A 24553-nucleotide genomic window follows, 5' to 3' on the forward strand; every position below is an offset into this window, starting at 1 on the left:
TGCTCAACAGTATCTACATTTTAGCGCGTTATAATTTAAAGGTTCGAGGTTCTATACCTAAACGACGATACATTTTAAATTTTTCTCGGCCAATTTGCTTGGCTGCTTCATTATTTTCAACAATTTCTATAATGTGGCTAAAATGATTCACTTGTTCAAGTGCATGATTGTTAAAATTAAATACCAACCAGCCTTGTTCAGAAGGTTGTTTAGCCGAAATACATACTGCTGCGTCTGCCTGATCAATCCCATGCGCAATGAAACTGGTCGGATCAAAGCTCCACAATTTTTCATCAAGTGTCTGTTGTAGCTGTACATCTGGGCAATACCACCAGATGTTTGAATGCTTTAGTAAGATCTTTCGACATAAACGGCAAGCACTATCGACTTGCCGTTCTTCACTGGTTTCAAACAGATAAAAGCTAACTTTAGCCATTCGTATTTACACGGTTAGCCAAGAATTGCATAAGTAGTGGTACTGGACGGCCAGTTGCACCTTTTGCTGTACCTGATAACCAAGCTGTTCCTGCTACATCTAGGTGAGCCCAACGATAGTCACGAGTAAAACGCTCAAGGAAGCAGGCCGCTGTAATTGCACCACCGTGTGGTCCACCAATGTTAGCGATATCTGCAAAAGGTGAGTCCAAGAGTTCTTGATAATCATCAATCACTGGCATGCGCCATACACGGTCGAATGACTGCTCACCAGCTTGTTGTAGCTCAGTTGCTAAAGCATCGTCAGGAGAGAACAAACCGCTTAACACTTTACCTAATGCCACTACACAAGCACCGGTTAATGTTGCGATATCAATCACAACTGCCGGATTGAAACGTTTGATATACGTTAACGTATCGCAAAGAACTAAACGGCCTTCAGCGTCAGTATTTAAAATTTCAACAGTTTGGCCGCTCATGGTCGTTACGATATCGCCTGGGCGGGTCGCTTTACCCGAAGGCATATTTTCTGCTGCTGCAATCGCACCCACCACATGAATTGGAAGGCGTGCTTCACATAGTGCGCGAATCGTACCAAGTACAGAGGCTGCACCACACATATCGAACTTCATTTCATCCATGCCAAGGCCTGGTTTTAAAGAAATACCGCCTGTATCAAAAGTAACGCCTTTACCGACAAGTACGACAGGGGCTTGTTCAAGCTGTGCTTGGTATTCAAGAGTGACAATACGACCCGGACGCTCAGATCCTTTACTCACAGCAAGGAAAGCATACATGCCTAAGTCAGCCATTTGCTGCTCATTTAAGACAGTCACTTTGAGTAAATCAGGGAATTCTGCTGCTAAAGCTAAAGCCTGTTCAGCCAAATATTCAGGGAAACAGATATTACCTGGACGGTTACCTAAGTCACGCGCAAAAGATTGACCAGATTGTACGGCATGTACTAAAGCAAGTTGATTTTCATCAAGGCTAGTGTGTGGACTAATTAAATCAACTTGTTGTAACACAAATTCATTTTTTTTCGATTTAAACTCATCATAACCATAAGCTGCTTGAGTTAAGCTTAATGCAAATAAATAATGGTATTCGACAGGTAATGCAGCAATATCAATTGCGATATGCTTAAATTTATTTTGTGTCGATTTGATAATGGTTTGTGCCAATTTTGCTAACTTAACTGCTTGAAGTTCAGCTGCTTTTCCTAAACCAAGTAGTTGGCTGTGAGGTTGATTGCTAAGCTGACCAAATAATGGCAGTGTCTCATTGAAGTTAGCTTTATATTGAGTCGCCGTAAGAATACTTTCTAGGTTATTGATTTGATATGTATTGAGGCTGCTTTGTAGCTGTTCTGAATCAACTAAAACCCACAAAGATTCATTAGATGTTTGTTCAGGAAAAGTTGTATAAGTTGTAAATTTCATGGCTGCCGTGATTGCCTATAGAAAGTTATGTTGAATTAAAACATTGAAACACTTTCAAGCATAGCGTTGCAATGTGCGGTTTTATATTTTTAACATTCGGGTAAACTAGCGTTCGTCCCGTTTAGCCTTTTGGAAGTATTAATTTGATTATTCGGCGTTATCTCGTCAAGCAAGTTGTCTCTACCTCATTGGTGGTCATCGCATTATTGACCCTAATCATGATGGGTGGTCGTCTGATCAAATACTTTGGTGTGGCGGCACAGGGGCGTTTAGATGCAAGTATTTTATTTAGCATCATTGGATACCGCTTACCTGAATTTTTAACACTCATTTTACCACTGGGATTTTTTATTGGTTTAATGTTGGTGTTTGGTCGTTTATATGTTGACCATGAAATGGCTGTCTTGAATGGTAGCGGGGTAAGCCGTCATCAATTGGCACGCTTACTCATTCCAATGACACTGGTTTATATGGTTTGTCAGTCTGTGCTTATGCTGTGGATGACGCCGTGGGGACTACGTGAATTTGAAAAATTAACAACGACCCAAGCTGTACGGACAGGCTTTGACTTGGTTCGACCAAGAGAGTTTATTTCTTCAGGACCTTATACGATTTATGCAGGTTCACTGTCGGAAGACCGTAAAAACCTCAAGGATATTTTCTTTTACCAGCGGGCTGCCAAAGAAGGCAAACCAGATGTCATGATTTTGGCGAAAGAGGCGACACGTGTTGAGGTTGCCAATGATACTGCCAATGTCGTCGATCTGGTTCAAGGGCGCCGTTATGAAATATATCCGGGACAACCTAAATATACGCAAGCAGAGTTTCAGTCTTATCGTTTAAGACTTGAGAATGATAAAGACGTCAAGTTTGAGAGTAGTGACGTAGAAGCACTTCCAACCTCTAAACTATTGGCTAAAACAAATGATCCAGTCATTAGAAGTGAATTAGGTTGGCGTTTATTCGGTCCGTTTACCATTATTGTTGCTCTCATGATGTCGGTTGCGTTGTCTGAGGTGAGTCCTCGACAAGGTCGTTATTATCGTCTCATTCCATCTATTTTTATTTTTGCGAGCTTGATTGTACTTATGATTGCGATTAAGACTCGTATTAGTAAAGGTGAGCTCGATATTTGGGCGTATCCAGCGGCTTTATTGGTTTATGCAATTGCAGCTGCCTTATTTTCACGTAAACAGAAATTAGGGCCGAAAATCAAGAAACAGATCAAGCGAGTGAAATTATAATGTTAGCACGTCGAATAGTCGCCAAATATGTGACGAAAACCACTGCGCTTGCAATGTTCGGTACCACCATTGTCTTATCTGTTTTGCAAGTCTTGTTTACCTATTTAGGTGAACTGGGTGAGTTAAAGCCTGACTATAATGCATGGCAAGCTTTTATCTATGTGTTATGGGGTGCTCCTCGTTATCTATATGAAATTTTGCCTATTTCAGCTTTAATTGGTGCGGTAATTGGATTGGGCGCTTTAGCATCCAACAGTGAACTCATCGTGATGCGCTCGGTTGGGATCAGTTTATGGCGTATTGTGGGCTGGGTAATGCGCTCAGCTTTGCTACTGATTGTTTTATCTTTTGCGTTAAGTGAATGGGTTGTTCCCTATACCAATGAGAAAGCACAAAGTATCAAAAGTCATCGTTCAGTTGCTGCTCTAGGCGAAGTAAAAGGCTATTGGTCAAGAGAAGGACAACGTTTTATTTATATTGACTATGCGAACTCACAAGGAAACTTAAGAGATATTCAGGTTGTCGACTTTGATAAAGAATATCACTTGCAGTCTGTAATTAATGCAGAGCAAGGAAAGTTTATTAAAGATGGTCAATGGTCTTTGCAAAAAGCCAGCCAGACAGACATTCTGACAGATGGTAATTCGATACTAAATAATCATGATCAGCAGTCTTTAGGATTGGCTCTACAACCTAAATATGTCCACATGGTGACTTTAGACCCTGAAGACTTATCTCCAAGTCAGCTCATTAGTTTTATGCGCTATATGGATGAATATAGCCAAGTTCCTAAAACTTACCAATTGGCTTTCTGGCAAAAAGTTGCTTCTCCATTTTCATTGATTACGCTTGTATTAGTGGCTTGTTCTTTTATTTTTGGTCCACTGCGTCAACAGTCAATGGGCTTTCGTTTGGTGATCGCACTCTTTATCGGTTTAGGCTTTTATTACTTACAAGATTTCTTGGGTTACGCAAGTTTGGTATACGCGCCTTCACCAGCGTGGTTTGTACTTGTACCTATTATTTTAATGTTTGGTGCCGGTAGTTACTTACTTTACCGTGCTCGCTAATCCGAAAGAATATAAATGGCTTTCTCAATGAGATGCATTGGTGAAAGCCATAGGAAAAAATAGAGTCTTCACCGAAAATTCGGTAAGATATTGCGATGAAATTGTAGACAAAAGAGAAATTGATTATGACGGATGCAACTGCTGGCAAGATCCCTCACGTTCTGGTCATTATGGATGGTGTTGGACACCGTGAAGCGATTGAAGATAATGCTTTTCTTGCAGCAAAAACCCCGAATTTAACTGCAATGAAAGCAAAGCATCCAAATAGTCTTATTTCTGGTTCTGGTGAAGATGTAGGTCTACCTGATGGACAAATGGGTAATTCTGAAGTTGGCCATATGAATCTTGGCGCTGGACGTGTGTTGTATCAAGATTTTACCCGTATTACTAAAGACATCCGTACTGGTGACTTTTTCAAACATGAAGTATTAATTGATGCTGTTGAAAAAGCCAAAGCTGCTGGTGGTGCAGTTCATATTATGGGCTTGCTCTCAGAAGGTGGCGTTCACTCACATGAAGACCACATTGTGGCGATGTGTGAACTCGCATTAAAACGTGGTGCAAAAGTTTATCTTCATGCATTCCTTGATGGTCGTGATACTCCTCCACGTAGTGCACAATCTTCACTAGAAAAATTAGACGCTCTATTTGCTCAATATGAAGGCAAGGGCCGTATTGCAACTATGATTGGCCGCTATTTTGCAATGGATCGTGATAATCGTTGGGATCGTGTAGAACAGGCTTACCGCCTATTGACCGAAGGTGAAGCAGTTCGTACAGCAAATACTGCTGTTGAAGGTTTAGAACTTGCATATGCAGCCAATGAAAATGATGAATTTGTGAAAGCAACTCGTATTGGTGATGTGGCTAAAGTTCAAGATGGCGATAGCGTTGTTTTCATGAACTTCCGTGCTGACCGTGCTCGTGAAATTACACGTGCGTTTGTTGAAAAGGACTTCGCAGGTTTTGAGCGTAAAGTTGTACCGAACCTTTCTAAATTTGTCATGTTGACACGTTATCAGGCCAGCATTGATGCACCTGTGGCATATATGCCTGAAGAGTTGAAAAACTCACTTGGTGAATATTTATCTTCTCTTGGCAAAACGCAATTACGTATTGCTGAAACAGAAAAATATGCGCATGTGACTTTCTTCTTTAGTGGTGGTCGAGAAGATGAATACCCAGGTGAGAAGCGTATTCTAATTCCATCACCAAACGTTGCGACATATGATCTAAAGCCTGAAATGAGTGCTTATGAAGTAACTGATGAACTCGTTAAGGCAATTAACTCGGGTGAGTACGATTTACTTGTTGTGAATTATGCCAATGGTGATATGGTCGGTCATACAGGCGTATTTGATGCCGCGGTTAAGGCGGTTGAAGCAGTTGATACATGTTTAGGTCGTGTATACGAAGCTGTGATGGCCAAGAAAGGTCATATGCTTATTACTGCTGACCATGGTAATGTTGAGCAAATGCAGGACTACGAAAGTGGCCAAGTTCATACACAACATACAACAGAGCTTGTACCATTTATTTATGTTGGTCCAACACAAGCGACTATCGCAGAAGGTGGTGTACTTGCAGATGTTGCACCGACTATCCTTCATCTAATGCAGATTCCTGTACCTGCGGAAATGCAAGGTCGTAATCTGATTACATTATCTGCATAAGCGATAGGTGAATAAATGCTGCAACACAATATATATAAAGCTTTTTTGGGTAGTGTATTGATGTGTTGCAGCCAGTTTGCTCTTGGTGCTCCTGTTGTAAAAGAAAAATTATCGCCTCAGCATGCTGATTCACCAGAATCAGAAGAAAGTTATGCAGAAGTCCCTATTGAGTCGATTCAGCAGTTTGTACAAATTTATGGGATTGTTCGCGATAACTATGTCGATGAAAAATCGGACGATGCTTTATTTTTACAAGCAATTAAAGGTCTTGTTAGTGGTCTAGACCGTTACTCACGCTATTTGTCAGCTGAAGAATACCGTCAACTCATTCAATACACCGAAGGTGATCTTGCTTCGGTTGATTTTGCATTAAGCCCAGAAGCACATGTCCATAAATGGATGATTCGTGACCTGAAGGCAGGTTCTGATTCATATAAACTAGGCTTGAGAAATGGACAGACCATTTTAAAGATAGATAATCAGGAACTTAAAAATCTAACCCAAGATCAGGTGCTTGGTTTGTTGTATGGTTCAATAGGTTCAACGCTGCAAGTACAGACAGAAGAGTCAAATACTCCAATCAGTTTAGTCCGTAATAAAAAGATTGAAACTGATATCGAACCTGTCATGTTACATAATCAGGTATTGGTACTAAAAATTAGAGTATTCCAGCAAGATACCGCCAATGAAATTAAACGTTTAATTGAAGAAAATAGTTCTTCGCGTTTAAAAGCTGTATTAATTGATTTAAGAAATAACCCAGGCGGGCTGCTATCTGCTGCTGTTGAGTCAGCCGATTTATTTTTAAATCATGGCATTATTGTTTCTACAAAAAGTCGTTCAGAAGGTAATCAGCAATTTCAGGCCTTACCGGGAAATGATTTTCAAAATATAAAAGTTGGTATTTTAATTAATCACCGATCTGCCTCGGCAGCAGAAGTTTTTACTGCTGCAATGAAAGAGCATCAACGTGCTTGGGTCATGGGTGAAAAAAGTTATGGAAAGGGCGTTGTACAGAAACTTTTCCCTTTGCCAAGTGGGGCAGCCTTGCAAATGACGGTCTCACATTACTACACGCCAAATGGTAATATGATCGAAGGTCAAGGTATTCAGCCTAACCAGACCTATCCCTTGCCTCCAGAAATGAAAGACGAAGTTTATTTAGAGCGTGTTGCCGACCTACTTCTAAAAAGGAAGTAAGCTTTATACTTCCTGTTCAGTTTCAGTATCTAACCCAAATTTCTTCAAACGGTAGCGTAAAGAACGGAAAGTCATTCCTAATTTTTTAGCTGCTAAGGTTCGATTCCAATGGGTCATATTGAGTGCATTGAGCAGAATATCTTTTTCAATACTCTCTAAATAACGCTCTAGACCCTCACTTGGTAATTTTTTTACAATCTGTGGCGTAGCTACGGGATTCTGAAAGCTTTGAGATACCGTTGCGATTGAATTAGAAATATTTGCTCTTAAAGGGGCAGGGTGCAAATGTGGTACATCAATATTGGCATCGTCACTTAAAGTAATTGCTCGCTCAATCATATTTCTTAATTCGCGAACATTGCCGGGAAAGTGTTGTTGTAGCAGATAAGTTTCAGCGCCCTCGGTTAATTGTTTAAGTGGGGTTTCCCACTCCATACAAATTTTCTGAATAAAGTGATTCGCAAGTAACAAGACATCTTCACCACGTTCGCGTAAAGGCGGTAACATGAGATCCATAACATGGATACGGAAGAATAAATCCTGACGAAATTTGCCTTGTCGAACCAATAAATCTAAGTCTTGATGACTCGCACTAATCACCCGAAAATCAACATCAATTTCCTGATCGGAACCGACAGGACGAATCTTTTTTTCTTGTACTGCGCGTAGTAATTTAACCTGCATACTAAGTGGTAATTCGGCAATTTCATCTAAAAATAAACTGCCACCATGAGCAGATAAAATGAGGCCTTGTTTGTCTTGCGTTGCCCCTGTAAAGCTACCTTTTTTATGTCCGAACAGCTCGCTTTCCATCAGTTCAGTTGGAATAGCGCCACAGTTAATCGCAATAAAAGGCCCTTCACTACGGTTACTCAGCCGATGAACTAGGTTGGCAACCACTTCTTTACCTGTTCCAGACTCGCCAGTAACAAATACAGGTGCTTGAGAACGAGCAATTTTTTTAATTGCGATGCGTAGTTGTTGAATAGGCTGAGAGCGGCCGATTAATAATTTGTTTTCTAGAGCACTCTCTGCAAAATCATGCTCTATTTTTTGCCGATTTAAGGCTTTCTGTAATAATTGATCTAGATGTACTTGGTTGACCGGTTTGCTTACAAAATCAAAAGCCCCTGCTTTTAATGCTGCAATTGCAATATCCATATTGCCGTAAGCAGTTAAAACCGCAATGGGTGTGTTTGTATAATTTTGAGAGACATGTTTGACTAACTCTAACCCACTCCCATCGGGTAAGTTTAGATCGGTTAAACATGCATCGTAATGAAACTGTGTGAAGAGTTGTTTGGCCTGTTCAACCCGATAAGCAAGATGTGTTTTAATCCCCATTCGTGCAAGTGTCATTTGCATTAAAAGGCACAAATCTTCCTCATCGTCTACAAGCAAAACGAGTGGTTGCTGTTCTGCCATTTCCCCAAAAACCTAATAAAAAATCAAAATATTATTGGGCATTCTATTCTGAAGCATGCCCCTTGTTTTTGCTCTACATAGGTGAGCTTTGCATGGTTTGCCTCACAAAAACTATGAGACAAGTATAATCCTAAACCAGTTCCATTAATTTCGGTACTAAAAAATGGTTTAAATAATTGAGATATATCACGTTTTGAAACACCTTCACCGTAATCGATCACATCAATATAAATTTTATTTGTTTGTGAATGAATGTTGATCATGACATTCGGTGAGTCGGGTGCATTATGTCGTAAAGCATTTCGCACTAAATTGATCATGACTTGTCTTAGTTGTTTTTCGTCAAATAAAAATTTTAAAGAACGATCAGAAATTTTGAGTTGAATTGAGTGCTTAACGTCAGATAAATCTTCATCGAGTAGCGTATTTATAAAATTGTTTAAGTCAATCTGAATAGGGTGTGTTCTTTCGCTACGAGCAAGTCCTAAGGTGTCCTGAACAATACTATCAATGCGTTTAGTTTGTTTGCCAATCATATGGCGTAAAGTATTTTGTTGTTCGAGATCACTATCTTTAAGTAACTCATTTGCTTGAACAATTGCAGCCAGAGGATTGCGGATTTCATGTGCAATACTTGCCGAGAGTTGCCCTAAAGCGGCAAGTTTAAGTTGCTGTGCTTGCTGATTAATTTGTTGGGCATCTTGTAAAATGAGTAGTGTCAGAGCTTGTTGCGGCACTAAAAGATGCTGTACTTTAATATTAATGGAATAAGCCGATAGCCGAGACTCAAAAATAAATCGGTCATTTTCTTTTAAGTCGCCAAACTTCAATATTTCAAATAAATCGGCATGCCACTTTGCTAAAGGATATTTTTCATTGGCATACTGGGGAGGAATACCAAGCAATGAACAAGCAGCGGGATTGCTAACAACAATGTCGTAATTTTCGTCTAAAACTAAATAGCCTTGTTCAATTTGCTCTAAAATATAACGGTTAATATTTTGAAGCTGGTAAAGCTCGATTGACTGGTGAAAGGTGAGTGCCTCAAGTAATTTAAAGCGCTGCACTGCAATTTGTCCAATCCCGTGAACAACGAAAAATAAAAAAGCTAATAAAGCGCTATTACCGATTGTGTTTAGATTGTTGTAGTCAAATAAACTACCCACGAAGCGTTGATAAATAACCGCAATAACCGCAAGTAAGGTAATAACTAAAGACACTCTTGCACTGAGCAAAATCGCCGAAGTAAAGATTGCAATCACATACAGCAAACTAATTTGTAAATTAGGCTCCCCAGCAGAAAATGAAAGGAGGCTTAAACAAATAATGTCGACAATAAAAAATAAAATAAGCTGCCGAGTAGTTTGGATAGCAATAAATTTAAAGCATAACAATTGCACAAGACTTACAATTGAATAGCTTAGTAAAGTGTAAAAATATAAAGAGGGTTGCTGCAAACTATTGTCGGTTTGAGCATTGGTTAAAACCAAAATAATATTCAGGCTAACCGCAATAATAAGACGGTATAAACCATACCAAGTGCCCAAACGAAAAATCGTATGGGACAGGGATGAATTTAAAGGAGAGTGCATGTAAGTCTGATTATGGTTTGATCAGACCGTAACGAATCGCAAGATGTGTGAGTTTTACATCACTATCAATTCCTAACTTTTCAAAAATACGGTAACGGTAAGTATTTACAGTTTTCACACTTACAAAAAGTTTATCGGCAATTTCTTGTGCGCTAATACAGTTAACGACCATCATCGCAACTTGCATTTCCCGCTCCGATAACGAATCAAAAGGAGATTGTTGAGTATCAGATAAATAAGAGCTTGCCAGTTGCTCGGCAATATCGGCACTAAAATATTTACCACCCTGCATGACCTTATTAATTGCACGAACCATCTCGGCAATTGGGGCTCCTTTGGTGATATAGCCTTTTGCTCCAGCTTTTAGCAATAAAGATGGGTAGGGTTCTTCGGCAAGGCCACTTACAGCAATGACTTTCGTCTCTGGAGCTGTTTGTAATAAACGACGAGTTGTTTCTACACCACCGATGCCTGGCATGTTGACATCAAGTAGTACGACTTGCGGATGTTGCTGGCGAACGATAGCAATAGCTTCTTCCCCAGATTCGGCTTGTCCAATTACCTCAACATCTGCATGATCTTCTAACATACGGCAAATACCCGTACGTACCAGTTCATGGTCATCGACAACTAAAACTGTAATCAAGAAGACCTCCTTTCTTTCAAAAAACAAGTTTTTTGTTACATAAAGCAAAATAAGCTTGCAATGGAATGACAAAATTAGCAATCCTATTCTTCTATAGTGAGCGAATAGTTGTGCACAATTGTGTCGGTAAAGCTTTATACCTTATATCTCAAATGTAAGGCATAATGATAGTAAGCGCAAATGTGTGTCACCCTGAGTCGAGTATTGTGCCGTGAAAAATTCTAAAAAGTCTTTAATGCATGTGCTAAGCATGTCTATTTTGCTTAGTTTGAGTTCAACAAGCTTTGCAGAACTCGTCAATAACCCGTCCTCAGGGAGTACTGGTACTGCAAGTTTAAATTGGTCTGCAGCGGATGCTAGTCAACTTTTAAATGATGAAGATGATGAGCCGACTCCGCAAGGTTCAACGTCTGTTACTACAACTTTACGTGGCAGTAATGCACCGAAAGTTATTAGCTCTACACCTAGAGTTGCTCCAATCCGTGATACCGTGGGCTATAATGCCCAGCCGAGTGTTAGTGCACGTGCTGCACTTGTAATGGATGCGCAAACGGGTGAGGTCCTTTATAGTAAAAACACCAACGCGTCAGTACCGATTGCGTCTATTACCAAATTAATGACAGCAGTTGTAACCGCAGATGCGCGTTTAAACATGTCAGAAGAAATTACACTTGAGCAAATCGATTTTGCCGGTGCAAATGGTAAGAACTCAAGCTCTACCTTACGTGTGGGCGACAAGATGAACCGTGCAGAAGTTCTTCTGTTTGCTTTAATGAAGTCAGAAAACCCAGCGGCAGCAGCTTTAGCGCGTACTTATCCAGGCGGTCGTCCTGCATTCGTAGCAGCGATGAATGCTAAAGCACGTTCTTTGGGTATGAATGCCACTCATTATTACGAATCAACTGGTTTAGACCCACGTAATGTCTCTTCGGCGCGTGACTTGGGAATTTTGGCGAGTACAGCGTCTCAGTATGGTTTGATCCGTCAATTCTCAACAACACCAACTTACGACTTTAATTTAGGCTACCGTGTACTCAAGTCAAACAATACCAATGCTTTAGTGCGTAATGGTGGTTGGAATATCAACTTATCTAAGACTGGCTATATTAATGAAGCAGGCCGTTGTGTTGTTATGCATACTACTGTGAACTCACGTCCAGCAGTCATTGTATTGCTTGGTGAACCAAGTACACAGGCGCGTAATAACGATGCAACTAACTTGTTAGGTTGGTTGAGTAATTTGCCAAAACGTATTTAAGTTAAATATTTTAAAAACGCTTCTATTAAGAAGCGTTTTTTTATGCCATTTTAAATAGCATAAAAAAACGGCTGTTTAATACAGCCGTTTTTTATAAAAATTCAGATTTTACATATTAGATAAAATCGAATCTTTTACTTGATCCATTGTTGCATCAATTGACAACATCACTGCATCAGCACATTGTTTGATTGCAGTATCAGGATCTTTCAAGCCATTACCAGTTACTGTACATACGATGACAGAACCTTCAGCAATTTTACCCGCTTTAATGTCACGGATCGCACCACCGATAGAAGCAGCAGACGCTGGCTCAACAAATACACCTTCATACATAGAAAGTAAGCGTTGAGCTTCTAAAATTTCGCTGTCTTGAAGTTCATCAAACCAGCCTTTAGAGTCGCGTACCACAGCTTTTGCATGGTTCCAGCTTTGTGGATTACCAATACGGATTGCAGTTGCAACTGTTTCAGGGCTTTCAACTGGAGCACCACGCAAGAATGGAGCTGCACCAGAAGCTTGGTAACCTACCATTGTTGGTAAGCCTTCTGGTTTAGGACCGGTAAATTGATCGGTCGCAGCATCATATATAACTTGTTCGAACTGATCAGCAGGTTGGTTTGCTACAGCTTCTGTATAACCCATCCAGTGAGCGGTGATGTTACCTGCGTTACCTACTGGCAAGCAGTGATAGTCAGGTGCACGGCCTAAAGCTTCAACAATTTCATAAGCAATCGTCTTTTGACCTTGTAAACGGTAAGGGTTGATTGAGTTTACAATCGTTACAGGAGCTTGATCAGCCACTTCTTTTACTAGACGCATGCCATCATCGAAGTTACCACGGATTTGCATAGTGATCGCACCATACATCATGGCTTGAGCCATTTTACCCATCGCGATTTTGCCTTCTGGGATCAAAACAAATGCTTTGATACCAGCACGCGCAGCGTATGCGGCGGCAGCAGCAGAAGTGTTACCTGTAGATGCACAGATAATTGCTTTAGAACCTTCTTCAACCGCTTTGGTTACAGCCATGGTCATACCACGGTCTTTAAATGAACCAGTCGGGTTTAAGCCCTCATATTTCACATAAATTTCAACATCTTTGCCAATAATACGTGGAATATTCTCAAGTTTAATGAGAGGGGTGTTGCCTTCACCCAAAGAGATAGCACGAGTAGTTGCCGAAACTGGCAAACGGTCACGATAACGATCTACAAGACCAGTATAACGATTGGCATTAGACATGATGGTGTTCCAATTATGAGGTGAAGCGGGAGAGGGAATCTTTCCCTCAACCTGATTAACTATCGAGCGATTCTAAACGAATTCTTACGATTTCGCCACGAATTGCAGGTAATGCTTGAATTTGCGCAAGAGCGTCATCCATTTTTGATTCAACGATTGGATCGGTCAAAATTACGATTGGAATGAGGTCTTTTAAGCGTGATTGTTGCATGATGGCATCAATACTGATTCCAGCACGGCTTAAGATGGTTGTTACATCTGCAAGTACACCAGTCTGATCTTCAGCATTTAAGCGGATGTAATAACCTGTAGTCATTTGTTCACGGCTTAAAATTGGCATATTTGTTAATGCTTCGAAAGCCAGTTGAGGAATTGTGCCTGCTCCATCTTCTGTATAAGAGATGTCACGAACAATATCAATCACATCGGCAACGACCGCAGAAGCTGTTGGACCAGCGCCAGCACCAGCGCCGTAGTACAGCGTTGGACCAACGGCATTGGCTTGAACTAAGACAGCATTTTTAACGCCGTTTACGTTGGCAATAAGCTGCTCATCTGGAATAAGCGTTGGGTGAACACGTAACTCAATACCATGTTCAGCACGACGTGCAATACCTAAATGTTTAATGCGGAAACCAAGTTCTTCGGCATACTTCACATCTTGTGCAGTAATTTTGCTGATACCTTCGGTATAGACTTTATCGAACTGTAGAGGAATACCGAACGCACAAGACGCTAAAATTGTAAGTTTATGCGCAGCATCAATACCTTCAACATCAAAAGTTGGGTCTGCTTCTGCATAACCGAGTTCTTGAGCTTCTTTTAATACATCATCAAATGCACGACCTTTCTCACGCATTTCAGTGAGAATAAAGTTACCTGTACCATTAATGATGCCTGCTAGCCATTCAATATGGTTTGCAGCAAGGCCTTCACGAATCACTTTAATAATTGGAATGCCGCCAGCAACTGCTGCTTCATAAGCAATTTGGACAGCGTTGTCTTCTGCTGCTTTAAATAGTTCATTACCATGTTCAGCGAGTAAAGCTTTGTTTGCAGTAACAACTTGTTTGCCGTGTTTGATCGCTTCCATAATGACTTCGTAAGCAGGGTGAATACCACCCATCACTTCTACAACCACATCTACATCGGGTTGACGAACGATATCAAGTAAGTCTGCGCTTTGTTTAATCCCTTCCAATTCGAGATCTGGACGAGGGCGACGTGTTCCAACGTGGGTAATTTGAATTTCTCGACCGGTGCGACGTTTAATTTCAGCGGCATTTTCTTGTAGTAGTTTAAGGGCTCCTCCACCTACGGTACCTAGACCGAGTATTGCCAGGCGAACTGGTTTCACGTCACACTCCATATCATCATTGAATCATTTAATTGAAGCTAGATCATAGCTAAAAAAAACGCCAGACTCTAGCGCTTTTCGTGCCTGTTCAATCAATTAGAGTGCGATGTTCGGAAAAGCAGAGTAGATCAGTCTTTAAACACTGGCATGTAAAGAACTATTTGTTGAAAAAACAAAGCGCTGCATTAAGAGCAGCACTTTGTGTACAAGATAACTGGTGAACTATTCATCAAAATTGAGAATATTATTTATCCAGACGTTTAACTAACTCATCTGGTGTTAAGTAGCCACCGAGATATTGTCCGTCAACGTTGTAGATGGCTGGAGTACCATTTACGCCCATGTTTAAACCAAGTTGATATTGTTCGCGAACAGGGTTTTTGCATTGAGCAGGTGGAATACTAATGCCTTGTACAGCTTGATTAAATGCAGCTTTACGGTCTGCACTACACCAAACGGCTTCCATCGTTGGCATAAATTGTTCGCCGCGCGGCCACGCAATGTAACGAACCTCAATGCCTTTCTCATTAATCTCGGCTAAATGCTCATGTAGTTTGTGGCAATAAGGACAACTTGCATCGGTAAACACATAAATTACATGTTTAGCTTTACCACCCTTAGCTGGGTAAACAATCAAATCTTCATTTTTTAAAGCAGCAAGGTGCTTTTTGTTTTCTGATGCTTGAAGGTTGTCGCCAATATTATGCAGCTCTTTACCGCCTAAACGGATGACATCACCTTGAATAAGGTACTTACCATCACTTGTCGTATAAACAGAAGTCATACCTTCAAGGTTTACCCAATATAAATTAGGTACTTCAGTCGGTTTGATGTCTAAAATTTTGACGTTGATGTTTGCATTCTTAAATTGTTTTTGCAAAGTTTCGATTAAACGCTGTTTAGCATTACGTTCAATGATGGTTGAAGCTTCCCCAGTAGCAGGTGCGGTCGCTGTGAGCGCATCTTCTTTTTGTGGTTTGTTTTCTTTAGAACAAGCACTGAACAACAAGCTAGAAGCCAAAGCACAGGCAAGAAAAATTTGAGATCGGGTAAAGGACATAGATAACCCTTATTTCATCAGTATTTATAGTCAGAAGCTGCTAAGCATAACAAAAAATCTAGTGTGTATTGTTAAAACTTTCTTAACCTTTGTGAACGAAATCAAATGATTGTTCGGTGTATTTCATATAATTCGTTTAAAAATTTTTAACCCCTAGGGTGATGTTTTTCATGTAATTGTTGCATTCTTACTTGCGCTACGTGGGTATAGATTTGGGTGGTAGATAAGTCACTATGGCCCAGTAACATTTGTACTACGCGTAAGTCAGCGCCGTGATTGAGCAAGTGTGTTGCAAAGGCATGGCGTAAGGTATGAGGCGACAGCTCAGCCTGAATATTGGCTTGTAATGCATATCGTTTAATTGCATACCAAAAATTCTGACGGCTCATGATTCCGCCATGTTGAGTTAAAAATAAATAGTCAGTGGAAGTTTTATAAAGTTGTGGACGTGCATCATTTAAGTAGCGTTCTACCCAGTCACAAGCATATTGGCCTAATGGTACTAAACGTTCTTTATTGCCTTTACCAGTAATACGTAAATAGCCTTGTTTTAAATTGATTAGCTCCAAGCGCAAGTTGATTAGCTCAGAAACACGTAAACCACATGCATAAAGAACTTCAAACATCGCTCGATCACGTAACCCCAAAGCTGTTGTAATGTCAGGCGCTTGAATCAGTGCTTCGACATCTTCTTCTGATAAATCTTTGGGTAAAGCTCGGCCAATTTTGGGTGAGTGATGTGTCGCTACCGGGTTATCGCTTCGTAATTTTTGTTCACGTAAAAATTTGTAAAACTGGCGTAGGGCAGATAAACAACGTGCAATTGAGCGTGGACTTTTTCCTATTTTGGTGAGTTCAATGAGAACATCAGAAATGTCATCACTCGACCATTTCGGCAAGCTATTTTTTTTATGAAGTTCAGCACATTGAATCAGGTCAGATAAATAAGCATTACGAGTATGTGGACTCACTGTTTGTGCAACTAAATAGTCGCGAAAACCTTGTAAAAAGCTCAAATGTTCAGGAATTTGAACAGGGCTTGGAATACGCGGTTTCTTATTTATCATAAACAATGTCCTCTAAACCACTGTACTTTAAAAGAAACTTTAAGATTTGTCGATTAAAGTAGGTGAGAATTGAAATTTAACCTTATTTGGTAATTATTCTCATTTATATGTATACTAGTAAAAAAGGTTTAGGATCGGATGCGGTGCGTTTATCAGCGTTGAAAGTGAAGCAAGCGGCTACCATCACCAAAGTAGATCGGATGACACAAACATCCGAGCAACAAGATTTGGTCGCAATTCGTTTGGAAAGCTTGGGCTTTGTACCAGGTACTCGAGTAGAGGTGATTACCAAAGGTATTTTTGGTGGTGATCCGATCTTAATCCAAATTGGCTTTACTCGTTTCGCTTTACGTAAGGCGGAAGCGGAAAAAATCGAGATTCAGTTAGAAGGAGTACCCGCATGAGTAATGCGCTACGTATTGCCCTTGTGGGAAACCCGAACTGCGGTAAAACTTCGCTGTTTAACCATTTAACTGGAACAAGACAAAAAGTTGCTAACTATGCGGGTGTAACTGTAGAGCGTAAAGTCGGTAACTTTCAATTACCTTCAGGCCGTGCAGTTCGTGTACTAGATTTACCGGGTACCTATAGTTTGCAGGCAACTAGCCCAGATGAAGAAATTACCCGTGATGTCTGCCAAGGCAAAATTGCCGAAGAAGGGCAGCAAGATGCTTTTTTATGTATTGTCGATGCGACGAACTTAAAACTGCATTTGGGTTTGGTGCTTGAAATTATTGAATTAGGGCGTCCAATTCTGGTTGTATTGAACATGATGGATGAAGCGCGTCGTCGCGGTATTCAAATCAATACACAGAAACTCTCTGAGCGTTTAGGTGTTCCTGTTGTTGAAACGGTTGCCGTACGTAATTCAGGTATTGAAAATTTATTGCATGCGCTCGATCAAGAAAAATATACCGTACCTCATACTGAACTGAGTGGTTTAAGTGGTGGGCATCATCAGAAAATCGAAACGATTTTTAAAGATGTGGTTAATTTTGTTGATCATGATGATAAGCGTACTGACTTTCTAGATCGAATTTTCTTACATCCTGTATTGGGTTTACTCAGCTTGGCAGTAATGATGTTTATTGTCTTTCAGGCAGTATTTGCTTGGGCTGAACCTTTTAAAGCTGCAATTGAAGATGGGGTAATCCCATGGTTAGGTGAGTGGTTAAATGGAGCCATCCATCAACCTGTGCTACGCAGTTTAGTCGTAGACGGTGTTCTGGCAGGAGCGGGTACAGTACTGGCTTTCTTGCCACAAATTTTGATTCTCTTCTTCTTTATTTTGGTACTCGAAGAATCAGGTTATTTACCGCGTGCAGCGTTCTTGCTCGATAAATTAATGTTTAAAGCCGGCTTGAGTGGTCGTTCTTTCATTCCATTATTATCAAGTTTTGCCTGTGCGATTCCTGGCATTATGGCAACCCGAAGTATTAGTGATTCACGTGACCGTTTTACCACGATCATGGTTGCACCCCTCATGACATGTTCGGCACGTTTGCCTGTCTATGCCTTGTTAATTGGTGCATTTATTCCAAGTCAAACTGTTTTAGGCATCTTTAACTTACAAGGTTTGGTGCTGTTTGGTTTATACATGGCAGGTATTTTAAGTGCACTTTGTGTTGCCTTTGTGATGAAGTTTTTGCGTAAAGACAAATCACAGCATGCCTTGTTAATGGAATTACCAAGTTATCGTTTTCCTGATCCAAAAAGTATCGCTATTGGGTTGATGGAACGTGCAAAGATTTTCTTGCGTCGTGTTGGTGGGATTATTGTTGCATTGACCATTATTCTTTGGTTCTTGTGTACTTTCCCTCAACCACCCGAAGGCGCAACGCTACCAGCAATTGATTATAGTTTTGCGGGCATGGCAGGGCACTTTATTCAGCCTTTATTCGCACCGCTTGGCTTTAACTGGCAAATCGTGGTGGCTCTCATTCCCGCAATGGCTGCTCGTGAGGTTGTGGTTGCAGCATTAGGTACGGTATATGCGTTATCTGGTGCCGATGATAATGCTGTTGCACAGGGGCTTGCTCATTTGATTAGTGCAAACGGCACGGGTTGGTCATTGGCTACAGGGCTATCTTTATTGGTCTGGTTTATTTATGCACCACATTGTTTAGCAACCTTGGCAACGGTACGCCGTGAGACAGGTTCATGGAAACATGTGGCAGTCATGACGGCTTATCTATTTGGTTTGGCTTATCTCATGTCATTTTTAACCTACCAAATTGCATCACGCATTTGGGGTTAATAGGAGGCGCTTATGTTTGATTACCTTATTGTTGCTGTATTGGTGTTGTGGAGTGCCATTGTTGTCTTTAAAAAGGTATTTCCTCAAACGTCCGCTTCAGTATTTCTTGCATTATCAATCCAGTGTCAACGCTTGGGTTGGCAGCGTTTGGCATCATGGTTGAAGCCTAAACAGGCTGCCGGTTGTGGTGGCAATTGTGGCTGTTCTACTGATGATGCACCTACCCAAAAGTCCGCTCCGGTACAAACGGTGAAGTGGCGTTAACTTTTCTGTATAAAAAGCCATCGAATGATGGCTTTTTTACGCACTGACACAAAAAAAGTAGAATAAAAGTCAAACTGAAAAAGTATTCAAAACAGCAAAGTGCTAACATTTTTGCCATTCTGTCGATTGATAAATTGTGGGGCAAAAATGTTAATACAACGTGGTGGGTTAAAAGTTGTAGCAGGCTTGGGTATATCAGGTGTTTCTGCTGTAAATTTCCTGCATGAACAAGGCTACCAAGTTGCAGTAACGGATTCCCGCCCCACACCTCCCGGACATGATCAAATTCCTGCAGACGTGAAGACCAGTTTTGGTCAACTGGATCAAGAATTATTACTACAAGCAGAAGAAATTATTTTAAGCCCGGGCCTTGCACCACAATTACCAGAAATTCAGGCTGCTATTGCTAAAGGTATTTCTGTAGTAGGTGATATTCAGCTACTTCGCCGTGCAACTGATGTACCGATTGTTGCGATTACAGGCTCTAACGCGAAGAGTACTGTTACTACTTTAATGGGCTTAATGGCTAAAGATGCAGGTAAGAAAGTTGCCGTTGGTGGTAACCTTGGTCGCCCAGCTCTAGATTTACTTAAAGATCAACCAGAGTTATTGGTACTTGAGTTATCAAGCTTCCAGTTAGAAACCACATCTCACTTAAATGCTGAAGTAGCTGTGGTACTGAACATGAGTGAAGATCACTTAGATCGTCATGGCAATATGCTGGGGTATCACCAAGCAAAGCACCGTATTTTCCAAGGTGTCAAGAAAGTTGTATTTAACCGTGATGACGCTTTAAGCCGTCCTCTTGTACCTGATATAACGCCAATGCAAAGCTTTGGTCTAAATGCACCTGACTTAAACCAGTACGGCGTTTTAAGAGATGCTGACGGTACACTTTGGCTTGCTCGTGGCTTGCAGCGTTTAATTAAAAGCTCAGACTTATATATTCAAGGTATGCACAACGTAGCCAATGCTTTAGCGTGTTTAGCATTGGGTGAAGCAATTGGCTTACCTATGGAATCTATGCTTGAAACTTTAAAACACTTTAAAGGTTTAGAGCACCGCTGTGAGTATGTAAAGACCGTACATGATGTACGTTATTACAATGACTCAAAAGGAACCAATGTTGGCGCTACACTTGCAGCAATTGATGGTTTAGGTGCTGCGATTGAAGTGAAAAAAGGTAAAGTTGCCCTAATTTTAGGTGGGCAGGGTAAAGGTCAAGACTTTACTCCTTTACGTTCTTCTATCGAAAAGTATGCCAAAGTTGTGGTATTGATTGGTGAAGATGCGCCTGTCATCGAGCAGGCCATTCAAGGTGCAACTAAAATTTTACATGCGGCAACACTTAAAGAAGCTGTAGAGCTATGTCAACGTGAAACACAAGCTGAAGATGTGGTATTGCTATCACCAGCATGTGCAAGTTTTGATATGTTTAAAAGTTATAATGACCGTGGTCAGCAGTTTGTTGCCTGCGTCAATTCGTTGGTTTAAAGAAAATATGATTAGGAATGTAGTATGGCAGGCTTAGCTCAGACCACAATCCAGAAAATCAATCATTGGTATGAACGGATATTGCCGAAATGGCCAGCGGAAGTGACGCCACGTAATGTCTTGATTTTCTGTGTCGTTGCATTGTTATGTATCGGTTCGGTGATGGTAGCATCTGCTTCGATGCCTTATGCAGAATATATGCATGAGAACCCGTTTCACTATGTCATCCGCCATGCGATATCTATTGCGGTTGCTGGGGTCGTGGCGTATTTGACTTACCGAATCTCCCTCAATACATGGTTTAAAAATACGTTTCCGCTGTGGTTGTTAACCATGGTTCTGTTACTTGCTGCTTTGGCTGTAGGTTCGGAAGTCAATGGTTCTACACGTTGGATTAAAATCGGTGGTTTTACCTTACAGCCTACAGAGGTTGCCAAAGTCATGATGGCAATCTTTACGGCAGACTACGTGGTACGCCGTGCTAAAGAAGTTCGTACACATTGGAAAGGTTTACTGCGTTTAAGTGGTGTGATGGCGATTACGGTCGGTTTAATCATTGCCGAGCCTGACTTGGGTGCGACGATCGTTATTGTCATGATGATGGTCGGCGTGTTCTTTTTAGCTGGTGCGCCGCCAACACAGTTCTTAATTATGCTTGGTGCGATTGTCACTGGTATCGTGTTTTTGATCTTGTTTGAGCCTTACCGTTTCCAGCGTTTGATTTCGTTTACCGACCCATGGGCAGATCCATTAGGTGTGGGTTATCAGTTATCAAATGCACTCATGGCTTTTGGCCGTGGTGAATGGTTTGGAACAGGTTTAGGGCATAGTGTTCAAAAGCTATCTTATTTACCAGAAGCGCATACTGACTTTATGTTGGCCGTGTTAGGCGAAGAGTTTGGCTTCTTTGGTATTTCGATTGTCATTGGCTTATCTTTCTTGATGTTGGCTTGTTGTATCAAAATTGGACACCGTGCCTTGAAACATCATTATCTTCGCGCGGGCTATTTGGCTTACGGTATTAGTATTATTTTCTTACTCCAGATTTTGGTAAATGCGGGTATGAACATGGGCTTAATGCCAACCAAAGGTTTAACTCTGCCATTTATTAGTTATGGTGGTACGTCTTTAATGATGTGTGCAGCTATGATTAGCTTGATCTTAAAGATTGATGCATCAACTCAAGAAGTAAACCCTGAAAGAGAAGAATCGAACTTCTAAACTATTTCAGTTGTTATGAAAAGCCCGATATCGAATCGGGCTTTTTTTATTTATAAATATATTCCGCCAAGCTCTTGTCCGTGAGGAATTAAATCCACATTCCACTGCGCTACAGCTTGCTTGAGCATCACTTCAGGGCGATCTAAATCAACCTTGGGTTGACCTAGGGCTTGTATGGCGTGTTGTAGTAATTGAGGAGCTTTAGTTAAATCGAGTGCTTGAGCAAGATTTTGTTTAGAAAGCTTTTGCCCCTGATCATTCATAGCCAGAGGAAGATGCATATAGCTTAGTTTAGGGTAACCGAGGAGCTGACCCAGCCAGATTTGGCGTTCAGTGTTATCTAAAAGGTCTGCACCACGAACAACGTGTGTAATACCTTGTAGATAATCATCCACGACAACAGCAAGTTGATAGTTAATAATGCCATCACGGCGTTTAAGAACAAAGTCACCAAGGTCATGTTGTAGATTAGAACAATGAAGTCCTTGCAATCGATCATCGAAACAGATCTGCTGATCCTGAACTTTTACGCGAATCGCTTGATCTTGAAAATCGAGATGCAAATCACGGCAAGTACCTGCATAGATTGCATTTGAACCGAGCATTTTACGGGTACACTGACATGCGTAAACTAAACCTTCTTTTTTAAGTTGGTCTAATACGCTTTCGTAAATATTTAGGCGGTCTTTTTGAAAGATGATCTCTGCATCAGGATCGAACTGAAAAGCTTCAATTGATGCGAGTATATGGTCTTCACTACCAGGATAGATGCGCGGAATGTCAGTATCTTCAACACGAACAAACCATCGCCCTTTGTGAGCTCTAGCATCACAGTAACTGGCAACAGCAGTAATCAGTGATCCGAAATGTAAAGGGCCGGTTGGCGAGGGCGCAAACCGACCTGAGTATGAGCAGCGATTAAGTGGAACATTGTTCCGCCGCTGAGCAAGAGAAAAGCTATGCTTTTCTGGCAAGCGATTTAACTGCTGCGCAAGAGCCGAGTCGAACTCGGCTGGAGAATTCTTAACCGTCACAATTAACCGTTATTTTGCTTCTCTTTAATTTCTGCCAAGGTTTTGCAGTCAATACATAACGTTGCAGTTGGGCGTGCTTCTAAACGACGTAAGCCGATTTCGATACCACAAGTTTCACAGAAACCGTAGTCTTCGTTTTTAATCGCTTCAAGAGATTGTTCGATTTTACGAATTAATTTACGTTCACGGTCACGTGTACGTAATTCAATTGCAAATTCTTCTTCTTGGGTAGCACGGTCATTTACGTCTGGCAATGCAGTTGATTCATCTTGCATCGTATTTAAAGTACGATCAACTTCAGACATTAATTCAGCTTTCCATGCTTGCAGAATTTGTCGGAAATGCTCGAGCTGTCCTTCAGACATGTACTCTTCATTTTTCTTAGGTTGATAAGGTGCAATACCAAATAAACTTGCAGTTGAGCCTACGTCAGAAGTTTTAGGTTTCACTTTACGTGCACGTTTTGCAGAAGCTTTATCACCTTCTACTACAACTTCTGTATGTTCATCCAAAACTTGGTTGTGGTTGTCATTCGCCATAATAGGGCATTCCTCATCATACACGTATTATCTATACGCAAAAAATATGGTGATATGCAAGTGTTTTTATAGAAAACCATCGATGGATTTTTCCATCGGGTCGTCATCATATAGATTTTTCCTGCAAGATGATAGTCATTCTATCCCGTAAATAATTTCAAAACGTGTTTGCCCTAGTCATAATTCCTCATAGAGGTATTCAATTTAGGACTAATATCCTGAAATATCAGTGTTTATATGGGTTTCGAAATTTTCAAGTCGAAACACTTTTGTTTCAAAAGTACCATCATTATTCAGACGAATGTAACGGTAACCCGGTGCATTGTGATCGAGTGCAAAATCGTTACTAAACGGTTTAAATTGTACACTTGTGGAAGGTGTCGAGAAAAATTCGATACCTTGCCAAATATTAAGAGAGTCTTGATGTACGTGTCCACAAACTAAAGCCTTTACATTTTTAAATGGGCTTAACGTATCTAGCAGTGCATTTGAGTTTTGTAGCTTATGATGATCAATCCATTTTGATTTCATGGCAAATGGGTGATGATGGCAAGCCAGCAGAACTGGATGATCTGCAAATTGCTCAAGTAAGTTTTCTAAATTTTCTAATTGTTCCAATGACAAATGACCATCTACTTTTCCCTTTACGGCACTGTTGAGCATAATGATGCGCCAATTCCCTAAACCGACCACCACAGGTTCCTGATGATTTTCGTTATGCAGTGGAAAGTGGTCCACATTGTCATGATTACCGAGCGTGTGGAAAAAAGGCAAACCTAAGGTTTGCATAAAGTTGATATAACGCTTGTAGGTAATAGGGGTGGGGGCTTGCGCGAGGTCTCCGGTATGAATAATCGCGTCCGCTTCTGGATGTTGTTTCAATATCTGCTGGATAATGGCATGGAAACTTTCTTCAGGATTCATCCCCACAAATTCTAGCTGTGGATACTCCAATAAATGTGTATCGGTAATTTGTATGATGACATGATTTTTTTGTGAAAGTGTTGAGACTTGGAAAGTCACCGTC

22 protein-coding genes are annotated in these 24553 nt (G+C 40.8%); 10 read left to right on the top strand and 12 right to left on the bottom strand.

Translation table 11 applies throughout. The features are described 5' to 3' along the window. Nucleotides 1–28: 28 nt before the first annotated feature. Nucleotides 29–436 carry a DNA polymerase III subunit chi gene (locus ABLC00_RS01335; RefSeq protein WP_006581179.1) on the bottom strand — a complete coding sequence of 136 codons (408 nt, stop codon included), beginning with the start codon at nt 434–436 and terminating at the stop codon, nt 29–31. Continuing rightward, nucleotides 429–1877 carry a leucyl aminopeptidase gene (locus tag ABLC00_RS01340; protein ID WP_033846926.1) on the bottom strand — a complete coding sequence of 483 codons (1449 nt, stop codon included), beginning with the start codon at nt 1875–1877 and terminating at the stop codon, nt 429–431. The genes ABLC00_RS01335 and ABLC00_RS01340 overlap by 8 nt, the downstream gene beginning before the upstream one ends. Before the next feature lie 143 nt (nt 1878–2020). Here ABLC00_RS01340 and lptF point away from each other — a divergent pair, with 143 nt between their 5' ends. The 4 genes from lptF (at nt 2021) to ABLC00_RS01360 (ending at nt 7064) form a co-directional block, all read left to right on the top strand. Then, nucleotides 2021–3121, top strand: coding sequence for an LPS export ABC transporter permease LptF (lptF, locus tag ABLC00_RS01345; protein WP_002048889.1), 1101 nt, complete (start codon nt 2021–2023; stop codon nt 3119–3121). After that, the gene (lptG, locus tag ABLC00_RS01350; protein WP_002048976.1) at nt 3121–4191 is read left to right on the top strand and encodes an LPS export ABC transporter permease LptG; all 1071 of its coding nucleotides are present in this window, start codon (nt 3121–3123) and stop codon (nt 4189–4191) included. Before lptF ends, lptG begins: the two co-directional genes overlap by 1 nt. A 125-nt stretch (nt 4192–4316) precedes the next feature. Continuing rightward, complete coding sequence (gene gpmI, locus ABLC00_RS01355; RefSeq protein WP_022575138.1) at nt 4317–5864, top strand: 2,3-bisphosphoglycerate-independent phosphoglycerate mutase; 1548 nt, start codon at nt 4317–4319, stop codon at nt 5862–5864. Between the two features lie 15 nt (nt 5865–5879). Further along, on the top strand, nt 5880–7064 hold the full coding sequence (locus ABLC00_RS01360) for a S41 family peptidase (RefSeq protein WP_348941169.1): 1185 nt from the start codon (nt 5880–5882) through the stop codon (nt 7062–7064). Between the two features lie 3 nt (nt 7065–7067). Here ABLC00_RS01360 and ABLC00_RS01365 read toward each other — a convergent pair whose 3' ends face one another. From ABLC00_RS01365 to ABLC00_RS01375, 3 genes are read right to left on the bottom strand one after another with little or no spacing between them, the layout of a single operon-like run. After that, nucleotides 7068–8489 (bottom strand): sigma-54 dependent transcriptional regulator, encoded by a 1422-nt coding sequence (locus ABLC00_RS01365; protein ID WP_033846927.1) that lies wholly within the window; start codon nt 8487–8489, stop codon nt 7068–7070. A 23-nt stretch (nt 8490–8512) separates the two neighbouring features. Beyond that, nucleotides 8513–10081 (bottom strand): PAS domain-containing sensor histidine kinase, encoded by a 1569-nt coding sequence (locus ABLC00_RS01370; protein ID WP_348941171.1) that lies wholly within the window; start codon nt 10079–10081, stop codon nt 8513–8515. A 10-nt stretch (nt 10082–10091) separates the two neighbouring features. Beyond that, entirely contained in the window at nt 10092–10727 is a 636-nt protein-coding gene (locus ABLC00_RS01375) for a response regulator (protein ID WP_000633799.1), read from the bottom strand. A gap of 211 nt (nt 10728–10938) precedes the next feature. On the opposite strand from ABLC00_RS01375, the gene pbpG reads away from it, so the two are divergent. Continuing rightward, nucleotides 10939–11985: a D-alanyl-D-alanine endopeptidase PBP7/8 gene (gene pbpG, locus ABLC00_RS01380; RefSeq protein WP_004710943.1), complete on the top strand. Its 1047-nt coding sequence runs from the start codon at nt 10939–10941 to the stop codon at nt 11983–11985. A 108-nt stretch (nt 11986–12093) separates the two neighbouring features. Here pbpG and thrC read toward each other — a convergent pair whose 3' ends face one another. The 4 genes from thrC to xerD form a co-directional block, all read right to left on the bottom strand. Further along, nucleotides 12094–13233 carry a threonine synthase gene (gene thrC, locus ABLC00_RS01385; RefSeq protein WP_002048893.1) on the bottom strand — a complete coding sequence of 380 codons (1140 nt, stop codon included), beginning with the start codon at nt 13231–13233 and terminating at the stop codon, nt 12094–12096. Nucleotides 13234–13288: 55 nt separating this feature from the next. Beyond that, entirely contained in the window at nt 13289–14590 is a 1302-nt protein-coding gene (locus tag ABLC00_RS01390) for a homoserine dehydrogenase (RefSeq protein WP_002048970.1), read from the bottom strand. A gap of 244 nt (nt 14591–14834) precedes the next feature. Beyond that, nucleotides 14835–15650, bottom strand: coding sequence for a DsbC family protein (locus tag ABLC00_RS01395; RefSeq protein ID WP_004710941.1), 816 nt, complete (start codon nt 15648–15650; stop codon nt 14835–14837). Nucleotides 15651–15796: 146 nt separating this feature from the next. Then, nucleotides 15797–16717: a site-specific tyrosine recombinase XerD gene (gene xerD, locus ABLC00_RS01400; protein WP_002053149.1), complete on the bottom strand. Its 921-nt coding sequence runs from the start codon at nt 16715–16717 to the stop codon at nt 15797–15799. Nucleotides 16718–16860: 143 nt separating this feature from the next. Here xerD and ABLC00_RS01405 point away from each other — a divergent pair, with 143 nt between their 5' ends. The 5 genes from ABLC00_RS01405 to ftsW all read left to right on the top strand — a co-directional run bounded on the left by ABLC00_RS01405 (nt 16861) and on the right by ftsW (nt 21953). After that, entirely contained in the window at nt 16861–17121 is a 261-nt protein-coding gene (locus ABLC00_RS01405) for a FeoA family protein (RefSeq protein ID WP_002053176.1), read from the top strand. Beyond that, on the top strand, nt 17118–18974 hold the full coding sequence (locus ABLC00_RS01410) for a ferrous iron transporter B (RefSeq protein WP_004710937.1): 1857 nt from the start codon (nt 17118–17120) through the stop codon (nt 18972–18974). The genes ABLC00_RS01405 and ABLC00_RS01410 overlap by 4 nt, the downstream gene beginning before the upstream one ends. 12 nt (nt 18975–18986) lie before the next feature. Continuing rightward, nucleotides 18987–19238 carry a DUF6587 family protein gene (locus ABLC00_RS01415; protein ID WP_002053159.1) on the top strand — a complete coding sequence of 84 codons (252 nt, stop codon included), beginning with the start codon at nt 18987–18989 and terminating at the stop codon, nt 19236–19238. A 147-nt stretch (nt 19239–19385) separates the two neighbouring features. Further along, nucleotides 19386–20732 (top strand): UDP-N-acetylmuramoyl-L-alanine--D-glutamate ligase, encoded by a 1347-nt coding sequence (murD, locus tag ABLC00_RS01420; protein WP_033846929.1) that lies wholly within the window; start codon nt 19386–19388, stop codon nt 20730–20732. Nucleotides 20733–20756: 24 nt separating this feature from the next. Then, nucleotides 20757–21953 carry a putative lipid II flippase FtsW gene (ftsW, locus tag ABLC00_RS01425; protein ID WP_004710933.1) on the top strand — a complete coding sequence of 399 codons (1197 nt, stop codon included), beginning with the start codon at nt 20757–20759 and terminating at the stop codon, nt 21951–21953. A gap of 50 nt (nt 21954–22003) precedes the next feature. Here the strand turns inward: ftsW and gluQRS are convergent, their stop codons facing one another. The 3 genes from gluQRS to cpdA all read right to left on the bottom strand — a co-directional run bounded on the left by gluQRS (nt 22004) and on the right by cpdA (nt 24549). Then, a complete protein-coding gene (gene gluQRS, locus ABLC00_RS01430) occupies nt 22004–22987 on the bottom strand; it encodes a tRNA glutamyl-Q(34) synthetase GluQRS (RefSeq protein WP_033846930.1) in 984 nt (327 codons plus the stop codon). Nucleotides 22988–22989: 2 nt separating this feature from the next. After that, entirely contained in the window at nt 22990–23526 is a 537-nt protein-coding gene (gene dksA / locus ABLC00_RS01435; RefSeq protein ID WP_001262524.1) for an RNA polymerase-binding protein DksA, read from the bottom strand. A gap of 210 nt (nt 23527–23736) precedes the next feature. Beyond that, nucleotides 23737–24549: a 3',5'-cyclic-AMP phosphodiesterase gene (gene cpdA / locus ABLC00_RS01440; protein ID WP_033846931.1), complete on the bottom strand. Its 813-nt coding sequence runs from the start codon at nt 24547–24549 to the stop codon at nt 23737–23739. Between the last annotated feature and the right edge of the window lie 4 nt (nt 24550–24553).

It is taken from the genome of Acinetobacter nosocomialis, from assembly GCF_041021905.1.
Lineage (GTDB): Bacteria > Pseudomonadota > Gammaproteobacteria > Pseudomonadales > Moraxellaceae > Acinetobacter > Acinetobacter nosocomialis.

Bases quoted from the DNA above. Each gene is read 5' to 3' on its own strand.
- ABLC00_RS01335 (WP_006581179.1), bottom strand. From the start codon at position 436: ATGGCTAAAGTTAGCTTTTATCTGTTTGAAACCAGTGAAGAACGGCAA.
- ABLC00_RS01340 (WP_033846926.1), bottom strand. From the start codon at position 1,877: ATGAAATTTACAACTTATACAACTTTTCCTGAACAAACATCTAATGAA.
- lptG (WP_002048976.1), top strand. From the start codon at position 3,121: ATGTTAGCACGTCGAATAGTCGCCAAATATGTGACGAAAACCACTGCG.
- gpmI (WP_022575138.1), top strand. From the start codon at position 4,317: ATGACGGATGCAACTGCTGGCAAGATCCCTCACGTTCTGGTCATTATG.
- ABLC00_RS01360 (WP_348941169.1), top strand. From the start codon at position 5,880: ATGCTGCAACACAATATATATAAAGCTTTTTTGGGTAGTGTATTGATG.
- ABLC00_RS01365 (WP_033846927.1), bottom strand. From the start codon at position 8,489: ATGGCAGAACAGCAACCACTCGTTTTGCTTGTAGACGATGAGGAAGAT.
- ABLC00_RS01370 (WP_348941171.1), bottom strand. From the start codon at position 10,081: ATGCACTCTCCTTTAAATTCATCCCTGTCCCATACGATTTTTCGTTTG.
- thrC (WP_002048893.1), bottom strand. From the start codon at position 13,233: ATGTCTAATGCCAATCGTTATACTGGTCTTGTAGATCGTTATCGTGAC.
- ABLC00_RS01395 (WP_004710941.1), bottom strand. From the start codon at position 15,650: ATGTCCTTTACCCGATCTCAAATTTTTCTTGCCTGTGCTTTGGCTTCT.
- xerD (WP_002053149.1), bottom strand. From the start codon at position 16,717: ATGATAAATAAGAAACCGCGTATTCCAAGCCCTGTTCAAATTCCTGAA.
- ABLC00_RS01410 (WP_004710937.1), top strand. From the start codon at position 17,118: ATGAGTAATGCGCTACGTATTGCCCTTGTGGGAAACCCGAACTGCGGT.
- ABLC00_RS01415 (WP_002053159.1), top strand. From the start codon at position 18,987: ATGTTTGATTACCTTATTGTTGCTGTATTGGTGTTGTGGAGTGCCATT.
- murD (WP_033846929.1), top strand. From the start codon at position 19,386: ATGTTAATACAACGTGGTGGGTTAAAAGTTGTAGCAGGCTTGGGTATA.
- ftsW (WP_004710933.1), top strand. From the start codon at position 20,757: ATGGCAGGCTTAGCTCAGACCACAATCCAGAAAATCAATCATTGGTAT.
- dksA (WP_001262524.1), bottom strand. From the start codon at position 23,526: ATGGCGAATGACAACCACAACCAAGTTTTGGATGAACATACAGAAGTT.